This is a genomic window from Methanobrevibacter sp. (genome assembly GCF_017410345.1).
Taxonomy (GTDB): Archaea; Methanobacteriota; Methanobacteria; order Methanobacteriales; family Methanobacteriaceae; genus Methanobrevibacter.
Map to the genome: position 1 here is coordinate 1 of NZ_JAFQQZ010000063.1, position 10,876 is coordinate 10,876.

11 protein-coding genes are annotated in these 10,876 nt (G+C 34.0%); 10 read left to right on the forward strand and 1 reads right to left on the reverse strand.

Going from position 1 to position 10,876, the window contains the following annotated elements; genetic code table 11:
• The first annotated feature begins 171 nt into the window (after positions 1-171).
• Complete coding sequence (locus IJE13_RS08650; RefSeq protein WP_292779489.1) at positions 172-2,988, forward strand: hypothetical protein; 2,817 nt, start codon at positions 172-174, stop codon at positions 2,986-2,988.
• A gap of 157 nt (positions 2,989-3,145) precedes the next feature.
• On the opposite strand, the gene aroD is transcribed toward IJE13_RS08650, so the two are convergent.
• Entirely contained in the window at positions 3,146-3,829 is a 684-nt protein-coding gene (aroD, locus tag IJE13_RS08655) for a type I 3-dehydroquinate dehydratase (RefSeq protein WP_292779492.1), read from the reverse strand.
• Between the two features lie 179 nt (positions 3,830-4,008).
• Here aroD and IJE13_RS08660 point away from each other — a divergent pair, with 179 nt between their 5' ends.
• The 9 genes from IJE13_RS08660 to IJE13_RS08700 all read left to right on the forward strand — a co-directional run bounded on the left by IJE13_RS08660 (position 4,009) and on the right by IJE13_RS08700 (position 10,790).
• Complete coding sequence (locus IJE13_RS08660) at positions 4,009-4,734, forward strand: hypothetical protein (protein ID WP_292779495.1); 726 nt, start codon at positions 4,009-4,011, stop codon at positions 4,732-4,734.
• A 362-nt stretch (positions 4,735-5,096) separates the two neighbouring features.
• Complete coding sequence (gene sucD, locus IJE13_RS08665; protein ID WP_292779497.1) at positions 5,097-5,963, forward strand: succinate--CoA ligase subunit alpha; 867 nt, start codon at positions 5,097-5,099, stop codon at positions 5,961-5,963.
• Positions 5,964-6,108: 145 nt separating this feature from the next.
• On the forward strand, positions 6,109-7,311 hold the full coding sequence (hmgA, locus tag IJE13_RS08670) for a hydroxymethylglutaryl-CoA reductase (NADPH) (RefSeq protein ID WP_292779500.1): 1,203 nt from the start codon (positions 6,109-6,111) through the stop codon (positions 7,309-7,311).
• A gap of 9 nt (positions 7,312-7,320) precedes the next feature.
• Positions 7,321-7,677 (forward strand): hypothetical protein, encoded by a 357-nt coding sequence (locus IJE13_RS08675; RefSeq protein WP_292779503.1) that lies wholly within the window; start codon positions 7,321-7,323, stop codon positions 7,675-7,677.
• Positions 7,678-7,850: 173 nt separating this feature from the next.
• Positions 7,851-8,006, forward strand: coding sequence for a hypothetical protein (locus IJE13_RS08680; protein ID WP_292779506.1), 156 nt, complete (start codon positions 7,851-7,853; stop codon positions 8,004-8,006).
• A gap of 211 nt (positions 8,007-8,217) precedes the next feature.
• The gene (locus IJE13_RS08685) at positions 8,218-8,682 is read left to right on the forward strand and encodes a hypothetical protein (protein ID WP_292779509.1); all 465 of its coding nucleotides are present in this window, start codon (positions 8,218-8,220) and stop codon (positions 8,680-8,682) included.
• A gap of 174 nt (positions 8,683-8,856) precedes the next feature.
• Complete coding sequence (locus IJE13_RS08690; protein ID WP_292779512.1) at positions 8,857-9,558, forward strand: DUF116 domain-containing protein; 702 nt, start codon at positions 8,857-8,859, stop codon at positions 9,556-9,558.
• Between the two features lie 30 nt (positions 9,559-9,588).
• Positions 9,589-9,981: a hypothetical protein gene (locus IJE13_RS08695; RefSeq protein WP_292779515.1), complete on the forward strand. Its 393-nt coding sequence runs from the start codon at positions 9,589-9,591 to the stop codon at positions 9,979-9,981.
• 104 nt (positions 9,982-10,085) lie between these two features.
• Complete coding sequence (locus tag IJE13_RS08700) at positions 10,086-10,790, forward strand: hypothetical protein (RefSeq protein WP_292779518.1); 705 nt, start codon at positions 10,086-10,088, stop codon at positions 10,788-10,790.
• The last annotated feature ends 86 nt before the right edge of the window (positions 10,791-10,876 follow it).

The following is a 10,876-nucleotide window of genomic DNA, read 5'->3' on the forward strand; positions in this document are numbered from 1 at the left end:
AACAAAAATGATATATATTATAAAAAATTTATATAATGTATATATTATATATAGTGATGATTATGAAAAATAATAAAAGATGAAATCACTTAAAATTATATGATTTAAGTTCTAATATTTATAAGAATTAATGTATTTGACTGAAATTACGTAAAGGAGGATACAAAATTTATGAAATTTAAGAAATCGCATATCCTATTGGTTTCATTGATATCCTTGCTCTTATTACTTGGAATTAGTGCAGCTTCAGCTGCAAGCGATGCAGATTTCATTGCTCAGGATTCTGTAATGGGCGATATCAGTGCAATCGAGGATATTGATAATGTGGACGATAATATAATTGATGCTAATGTATTGTCTGATGGGGAAGATCCAAATCCTGATGATACTAATCCTGCTGATTCTGGAACAGGTGAAAATGGAGGGGAATCCGCTGATGAGACAGGAACTCCTTCAAGTATAGAAGCAAGCAATGAAACTTATAGCTATGGAGATGACATTGCAATTAACGTTTCAGTAAAAGATAATCAAAGCAATGCAATTAACATTACAGCAGATGATATTTTAGTATCATATTCAAAAGAGGGTGAAGATAATTATACTGATATGAATTTCACCTTAAACAATGAATCTCAAATCATATTTGAATTTTTACCTCATAAGACATTGCCAATTGGCAATTATGATGTGAAGATCCAATTTAATAAGACAATAGATAATATTCCTTATTTCCTTGAGACTTTTTCTGCTTTGAACATTATAAAATCAGGCACTACCATCAATGCAAGTGACGTAAAGCTTAGTTTGGGCAATGAGGTAATCATTCCTCTTCATATTAACCTTGAATCTAATAAGACCTTAAATGTCAATGCAAGCAGTATAATTGTATGGTATCTTGTTGATGGGGAAGATCAATGGAAATTCAACTGCACTAATGAAACTGATGGAGATTACATTACAAATAGTATCAAATTATCTAACTTCAATATGACAGAAGTTGGAAATTATACAATTCGAATTGAATTCATAGGCACTGAAAGTGCTAATCCATCAAATATAAGCATTACTTTGCATATCCTTGAAAATAATACCATTGATGCTAGTGACTCTATTGAAGTGAACAATTCCACTAAGAACGTTACAATTCCATTCAAGATTTTCAACACCAACATTACAGTGATCCCTGATCCTGAAACCGGTGAGAACGTTACCAATGTCAATGTCACTAACTTGACTGTAACTAAAGAGGATTTAAAGTTAATCTTGAAATATGATAATGGGACTGAAAATATATCTAGTGAGATCACTGATTTCGAATTGATTGGCAATGAAGGAAATTATACCATTAATTTCACAACAGATCTCGAATTCACTTCTGAATTCTATCAGGCTGAACTGATAATCATCTATAAAAATGGAACTTCAAGTGAAACAAATAAAACAATTAATCTAAAAGCGTTTATCGATGCATATATAGTTCCTATTGTTTCTGAAGCGGATTATCAATTTGGTGAATTCAAATTCAAATTAGTCGATGCAGAAACCGGAGAACCATTGGTTAATTATAACGTTAGCCTTTCAGGATTCTACTTCTATAAGATTTCTGAGTCTGGAGGAATGTCAATAATGACCAGTAAATCATTTACTTCAGATGAAAATGGTTTAATTGTATTCAATGATACATTTATGAGTCCAATTAGTACTTTTGATACATCCGCACTTTATAATGGATTCTCTTCACTTTCTGTAGGTACATATAATAATGCAATATTCACTGGAGAAGGCATTTTGAAATTTACCAATGTGACTAAAATTACCGTTAAGCCGATTCAAGCAAAAATCATTGCAAGCAATATTACACAGGAATACGGTAAAAACTTGACTTATACATTCCAATTAGTCCATGCAGAAACCGGAGAGCCAATTAAGGTTGCCAACGTTCAATTTATAATCAACGGTACAAATATTAATGCTGATAGAAATGGAACAACCAATCTAACAGGTCATTATACCAGTCCTGATTTGGTTTTAACTGGAGGTAACTATAATTTAACCCTCAAATCAATTGACAGCAATTTGATTTGCAGTGCTGTTAAAAAAACTATAACCATTAAACCAAAGGCAACTACATTAACTGCTTCCAATAGGACTATCTATTATAACTCTGATTATTCTGCTATAGTCAAATTGAAAGATAAAAAGACTGGAAAAGCGGTTGCTAATGCTTATGTTTTGATAACAGTATACACTAGTTCCACTAAATACACTAATTTCTTAGGCAAAACCAATAAGAATGGTCAAATCTATTTAAGCACTCCATTGTCTGTTGGAAAGCATAAAATAGTTTTCCAAACTGCAGACAACAGTTATACTGCAAGCAAAATTACAAGATATCTGACTGTTAAAAAAGCTAGTGCTAAATTCACTGCTCCAAAAGTATCTACCTATTATAAATCTGGCAAAGTCTTCAAAATCAAATTGACCAATACCAAAAACAAAAAGGCCATTTATTATGGTACTGTGAATATAAAAGTTTACATTTCCAAAAACAAGTATTATAATTATACTGGCACTACTGATTCAAATGGTTCAGTTCAATTGAAGGTAACTTTGAAACCAGGCACTTATAAAGTTGTTATCAGCGGCTATGATAAAGGATATTCTGCAAAGGCTTTAACCAGTCAAATTAAAGTTAGCAAATCTCCTATTAAGATGGCTCCTACATCTTTAAAAGTTAAAAAAGGCAAATACTTTAAAGTTAAAGTGACAAGTACCAAGACTAAAAAGGTCCTTTCAGGCATAAAGGTTAAAGTGAAAGTCTACACTGGCAAGAAGTATAAGACCTACACAATCAAAACCAATAAGAAAGGAATCGCAAGCTTAAAGATCAGTCAAAAGGTAGGTAAGCATAAAGTGGTTCTTTCACCTGGAAGTCCAACTTATTACTCTGCTAAAGCACTTACAAAAACTTTAACAGTTACAAAATAAATTTAAAATTTTATTTAAATATTTAATTAAGAGATTAATTCTCTTAATTCTTTTTTTTATTTTTTTAAAACAAGTTTCTATAATCTTATTTTTAGTAACCTATTCTAAAAAATAGCTTTTTGATGATTCGATTAAAAAGAGCAAAATTATTTTTTCATTATTTTAAATCATCTGTATTGATTAAATCGCTATTCATCAATGATTTCATTGTATCAATGTCTATCTGTCCTGGAGCAGTATTGTCATTGACAACAGCGAATGTGAATGGTGCATTGAATTTAGCGGCAATTACTCTTGTATAGCTTCCCAATTCCCCCATGGAAATGGCTACAACATTGTCAAAGTGAGATAGTATAGGCAGTATTGTCAATGTATCTTCAAGAGTATTTGGCATGACAGCAATTTTTGCTATATCCCCAATTTCCTTTTCCTGAATCACAATATCCATCAATATGTCAAGTTCTGGGGTCTGCTTGAAGTTATGATATGAAATGATTGAAGTTACTCCTGTTTCTGTAATTGATTCAATAAGCTCTCGGTCTGTCTGAAGCTCAACATCAACATAGTCTGCAACATCACAGCATTCCCTAAGAATAGCTATTCTATCCTCTTCGCTGCCTCTAAAGGATCCTCCTTCCTTAGCGGTTCTGTTTGTAGCTATGATTGGAAAATTGATCTCCTCTATGATCTCCTTTACAATCTTAGGATTAGGATTTTCCATGCCGTCTATTCTAAGTTCAAGAATATCCGCACCTTTAATGATGCAGTCATTAGCTACCTTGAGGATATCTTCCTTATTCTTCTGAAATATTGGAATAGCTATTTTGGTTTCACTATACACTGTCTTACCTCATTTTAATAAAATAGTATCATTCAATATTTTTTCTTAAATAATTGTTTCTATTTATATATTTAACTTATTTAATTAAATACTTAATTGATTTTAATCGGCTGTTTTTAAAATTCGCAATAAAATAATTAAAAATATTAACTATGAGAATGAAAGATATAATTGATATTATGAAAGTGGTAGCTATTGGTGCGGATATTTCAAACAATGACGTTTCCGTTTCCGATTCATTGGTTGAGAATATTGAAAGGGACATTCCCAAACTGATGGAATTGGGAGCTAGGAAAGCTGCTTTGACAAACATCACCGGAGATGATGTGGTGATTGCTGCTTTTGTTGATGATGAGCTTTTGGAAACAGTCAATGCAGGCATTGTGGAGATATTGAAGAACAATGCGGAAGACTTGGGAGATGTGGGAGGAATCTCCACAGACCCTGACAATGCAGGGGAAGGAATCTCCTATGCGGAAGCCAATCTTGAAGAGGGATTCTATCAGGATGCAATCATCATGGCCTTTGACACTTATGGCGGCGAGTCATTTGTAGCTGATGTTGCAAATTCAGCCATAGATGCAGCAAGGGGCATGAAGGCTGTAACCGGCGTAAGCGATAGGATAGGTTCAAGAAGCGACATTCCTGGTGTGGGCTATGTCTCAACAAGCGTCACAGATGATCCTGTTGTTGTGGTTTCTGTCAATGAACTGGAACAGATTGCTGTAGTTGCAAGCGCAATGATTGGAGCTGCTTTAGGCAATAAGAACACCTATCTTGTAAGGAAACACACTCCATGCAATGTGCTTCCTGGAAGTGTCTTGGTATCTGTTACTGCATTAATGAATGGAAATATGATTGATTTATCTATACCATTCGAAAACAAAACAAGAATTTTAGGATAATCATTGATTTAATTAATTTTAGATACTATTATTTTAAATATTTTTAATAAAGTGTTATTTTAATCAATCGTAAATTTAATAATTCTTTATTAAAATTTTTTCTTATTTTTTGCTATTTTTCACCCTTTATTTTTTCTATGGATTTTTAAGATTATTGATAATAAACTATTTTTTATAAATAAATCATTAACTATTTAATATTTAAAAACTATATATAATAATGATTAATAATTTAAAGATTATTATCCATTTAAAAATTAATTAAAATAATTAAATAAATTAAATTAATTAAATAAATTAATTAATTAAATTAGTTAAATTAATTCTACATAAAAAGATTATTGAATTAGATTGTGGTTCATATGATAATATTAAATGAAAATACAAAATGTTTAGTACAGGGAATTACTGGAAAGCAAGGTCAGTTCCATACTGAACAGATGATGAAATATAATACAAACATTGTAGCAGGAGTCACTCCAGGAAAAGGCGGACAAGTAGTTTGTGGAGTCCCTGTTTTCGATTCCATTGAAGAGGCAAAGGAAAATGTTGATGTGAATGCGTCAATAATATTTGTACCTGCACCATTTGCAAAGGATGCAGCATTCGAATCAATTGAGCATTTGGATCTGGTCATTATAATCACTGAACATATTCCTATTCATGACACTATGGAAATCATGGCTTATGCAAAGGAAAAGGGAGTCACTGTCATTGGACCTAACACTCCTGGTGTCATCTCACCTAAAGTGGGCAAGCTTGGAATCATGCCAACCCATATCTTCTCTGAAGGTGATGTGGGGGTAATCTCCAGAAGCGGTACATTGACCTATGAGATTGCAAGCCAATTGACCCGTGCGGGAATCGGACAAAGCACCTGTGTAGGTATTGGTGGAGATCCTGTCATCGGTACCCCATACATTGAAGTCCTGGACATGTTTGAAAATGATCCTGATACAAAAGAGATTGTATTGATCGGTGAAATCGGCGGAGGAGCAGAAGAGGCAGCCGCCGAATACATTAAGGATAACATCACAAAGCCTGTTGTGGCTTACATTGCGGGACTTTCGGCACCTCCAGGAAAAAGAATGGGTCACGCAGGAGCTATCATTGCAGGTAACTCAGGAACTGCAAAAAGCAAGATGGAAGCTTTGTCAGCTGCTGGAGTAAAGGTAGCTAAGAAACCTTCTGAAATTGTGGAATATATTAAGGAAGCTCGTGGAGAATAGATTTCTCCTCCTTTTTTTATTTTTTTTTAATTATTTAAAAATTAATATTCTAAAAACTAATTATTTAATCTAATGAATGCAAATCTAAAAATTAAAATTTACAAAATGCTTTTTTTTATAAAAACCATTTTTTCTCGGTGATAATATGGATAAAGAGGAGATCATTGAAAAGTTATTGGCTGGTGAAATGAAGCTTTATCAAATAGATAATTTTACTGAAGATGCTACAGAGGCTTTGGATATCAGAAGGGAATTCATAGAAAGACATTCCAATTGCGAGCTTACTAAGATAGCCGATTATACATTGGATATGGAGCTTGCCTTTGCAAAGAATATTGAAAACCCGATAGGGACCGTACAGATACCTATTGGTGTGGCAGGCCCTTTAAGAGTCAATGGGGAACATGCAAAGGATGATTTCTTTGTGCCTCTTGCCACTTCTGAAGGCGCATTGTTGGCATCAGTCAATAGGGGCTGTTCTGCCATTACCGCAGCTGGAGGAGCCAATGCAAGGGTAATTGGAGATAAGATGACAAGGGCCCCAGCCATCAAGACCGATTCAGTTGTTGAAGCCGTAAAGGTAAAGCAATGGTTTGAAGACAAGTTTGATGAGCTTAAGGAAATTGCAGAATCAACAACCCGTCATGGAAAATTGGTCAAGATAGACCCTATTATCATTGTAGGAAATTATGTTTATCCTCGTTTCGTATACTCAACAGGAGACAGCATGGGAATGAATATGGTGACAATTGCAACTGAAAAGGTATTGGCCAAATTATATGATGATTTGGGAGTCCATGCATTGGCATTGAGCGGAAACTTATGTGTGGATAAGAAGCCTGCAGCCATCAATATAGTCGAGGGAAGAGGTAAGACAGTAGTTGCAGATGTTCTGATTCCTGAAGCCATTGTAAGGGCTAAGCTCAAGACAACTGCAAAGGCAATTGAAGAGGTTAACGTTGCAAAGAACCTGATCGGTTCCGCTGCAGCGGGAAGCATGGCTTTCAATGCCCATTTTGCAAACATGATTGGAGCAATATTCCTGGCAACAGGTCAGGATGAGGCACATGTGGTTGAAGGTTCCCTTGGTATCACAACAGCTGAGGATAGGGATGGGGACCTTTACTTCTCTGTAAACATGCCAGATCTACCAATTGCTACAATCGGTGGAGGCACAAGGCTTGAGACTGCAAATGAAGGATTGAAGATCATTGACTGTGCAGGTACAGGAAAGGTAAACAAGTTTGCTGAAATAGTCATTTCAACTGTTATGGCTGGAGAACTGTCCTTGATTGCTGCAATCTCTGCAGGGCACTTGGCAAAGGCTCATCAGGAATTGGGAAGATGATTGATTGCCATGTCAGAAGAAGACTACATTGATTTTAAAAAGGAATTTGAGGAATTCAAAAGGGAATTGGAAAATAGCAAACCTATCTTTGATGATGAATCCATAGAGTTTGATGACTTTGGAAATCTTATTTCCAGTTCAGAAAATAATGATAATTTCGAGAATTTTAGCAATTCAAACAATGATCATCCTCAGATTAGCCTTGAAACAGATGACATTTTAATGAATATGACCATTAAAAAGGATTATTCTGCCGTTGATGATTTGGATGAAAGAAAAAAGGAATTCATCAAAGACCTGAAAGAGTTCATAGATGAGTTTGAATCGACTGAAGAATCAACAGAATTGATGAAATATTATGATTAATAGTCAATCTAATCAATGGACTGAATAACTTGTTTAATTTATTTTTAAATATTCTATTTTTTAATTTTAAATATAAAATAATAAATACTAAAATAAATATAATTACAATTACTTATTAACAATAGTTAAAAATTATATTCTTGAATTTGACTATTTTAATAAAAGGTGATAATATGTGTAGTTCTGGAGGCCCAATGGCTGAACTTTCAATGAAAAAATTGAAAACAAAGAAATATAAATGCTTAGATTGTGGAAATGATTTTAAAGGATTAGGTAAAAAGGTTATCTGTCCTTCCTGTCAAAGTGACAATGTAGAAGCACAAGAATAAATATATTGCTATTTTATGTTAAGAGCGGATATTCAATTTGCTCTTTAACTTTTTTTTATTAGATTTAGATTATTTGCTATTTTTTTATGAATAATTTTTGAATATTTTTATGAAAATTTTATGGGTATTTTATGATAATTTTTTATGATTTTATGAGATTTTAACTATTATTTTCAGATAAAGGAAGATTAGATGAATTTTCGGTGATATTATGGAAACGGAAATCAAGTTTACAAAGGATGAGATACTGTTTTTGCTTGGTGAAAGCGGCATGGTGGGAATAGTCAAGGCTGGAGAGGAGAAGATGCTATTCATAGGAACTCCTGACAGTGATGAGATTGTCCAATACCTTGAAGAGGATGATTTGATAGCAGTTTCATCCTTCAATCTTGGCGAAAAGTATGAAAAGGGAATAAGATCCCTTGCCTACCTCACAAGGGATATAGAGTCTCCTATACTTGTTCTTCCGAAGGACCACCCCTCATCAAAAAGGCTGAAGATGGTATTGTCAGTCGGTGAAAACGTAAGGCTTGACTGTGGAATAGTCCCTGGAACACACCCCGAACAGGACATCCTATGTTCCTGCGACAGCCTATCAGGCTTGAACATTGTCAAATCCGAGGATGGTGTTGTCATAGAAGGGGAAGTGAAGAATTATAAGATTGAGCCTTTTTAAGCATTTATCACACTTAAGCTTTTTAAGTTGATTTTAATTTTTAAAAAGTTTTATATATATAAAATAAAAAACTATAAAATAATTTATTAGAATTTTAATCATTAATCATATTCATATTTATATTAGATTATAATTATTAGATTATATTTATTCAAAATTAAAGAATTGAAAATTATGTTATTGCATGAACAAGCATTCCAATTGATCGGTGAAGGTGTTGTGCTCTTAGTATTCCTGATAGTGGTAATCCTTATTGTGGGACTTATATTGGGAGTGATTCTAGTCAGGAGAAATAGATTGCTGTTTCCATCTTTGATCATATTCATCGTAAATGTGTTCTATTCTCCATTCAAGAGCTTTGCTAATCTTTTTGGCCTTGATGATTCCTTTGTTGACAATATTGGAATTGAAGTGAGAAACAAGGTCAATAAGGCCAAATTCGAAAAGATAGCCGCCGAAGACAAGATCATCGTATTGCCCCATTGCCTCAGGTCCGCCCATTGTGAGGCTAGCCTGAAGGAGACCGGTGTTCAATGTACCTGTTGCGGCAAATGTGCAATTGGAATAATCAAGGAGAAGGCTGAACCTATGGGCTATAGGATATTCATTGTGCCAGGTTCCAGTTTCGTAAAGAAGATAGTTCAGCAAAACAAGTTCAAGTCTGTTGTCGGTGTGGCTTGTCATGTGGACTTGAATCAGACAATGATGGCCTTGTCAGATTTCGCTCCACAGGGAGTCCTTCTGTCCACATCCGGCTGTTTTGAAACCAAAGTGGACGTATCCAAGGTTCTTGAAACAATCGGATATTATGAATATAAGAAGCAACAGAAAATAATTGAAGACAGCAAATCAATCAGTATTGAAATCACTGAATAGTTGAAGATATTTTATAGATGAGGTGTAATCATGTCTGAAAATGAAATAAATCCATTTTTCACCATTAGGAAAGTTAGAGAGGGTGATGAATTAAAGATGGATCAGAAATACATAAAGATTAGAATGAACTCCAATAAGGTCATGGCTATCCATTACAAGGCTCCTATGGAAAGAACAATAGAGTTGGAAATGTTCTTTGATAAGTTCAATCCCATTGACAGAATCAACTATGATATAGGGGGAACCGGTTGGGCCGGCGCAAACTTCAGAGGCCTTATCGATGGAAAGGATGATTCATTGCCAATAGATTACGATTACAAGATTCTAATGTTGGAGGAATATAAATGTCCTACAAAAGTAGAGCTAAAAAATATGAAAAGAAGTTCCAAGTTCAGGCCTAATTTCACTTTGGCCGATTCCTGATCTTTAAATTCTAATCAAATAATTTTTTTAATTTTAAATTCTAATCAAAAAAATTTTTAATCTTAAATTTTAATCATGAATATTCTAAAATATGGAGGAAAACTATGAACAATAAGAGAATGGCTGTTCTTGCAATAGCTGCCATAGCAATAATCATTGCTTCATTAAGTGCTGTTTCAGCATTTGAAGTGTTTGGCATTGATATTTTAGGGGGCCCTACAACAGATTTCGACAATAATTTCATGTCCGGAACATTTTCTGGGGATGTAAGTCAAAATAAGATTAATGAAACAGGCATTGCCAAAGGATGGACAGATTCCTATGAGGATAAGGAACATAACATAACCTATAACATGTCCTGTGTAAAGGATGGTGATTTCATCACTGACGTCTATCAATTGCAGGGATTAGGCCAACCTGAAATAAGAAACTATAACGGTCAGCCTTGGAAAATCTTCTATTCCCAAGCCGTTCCGGATGAGGATATAACTGACAATAAGACATCTGCAGATGCCAACACTACCAACAATACCATTAATGTATACATTTGTGAAGCGGATATCAATGGCACTGCATATACAATCAGTGTAATGGCTTATGACAATAAGACAGAATGTGATGGCACATTGTTCTGTCCGTTGTATAAGGATTACCTTGAGCCAATGATTGAAAGCATCGAGTTCAAGGATGCAAAGAAAGCTCCTTCAATGGCTGAATTAATGAACATGTCAGATGAAGAGTTCAAGTACAATGAAGAATATGTGGATGGCATTTTAAATGGAACCATCGATCCAAGCACGCTTCAATGATTAAGGTTTTTTGCAGAATAATCAATTATTCTGCTTTATTTTATATTATTTCTAAATTATTTTTTGATAATTATTATTTTTTTTTA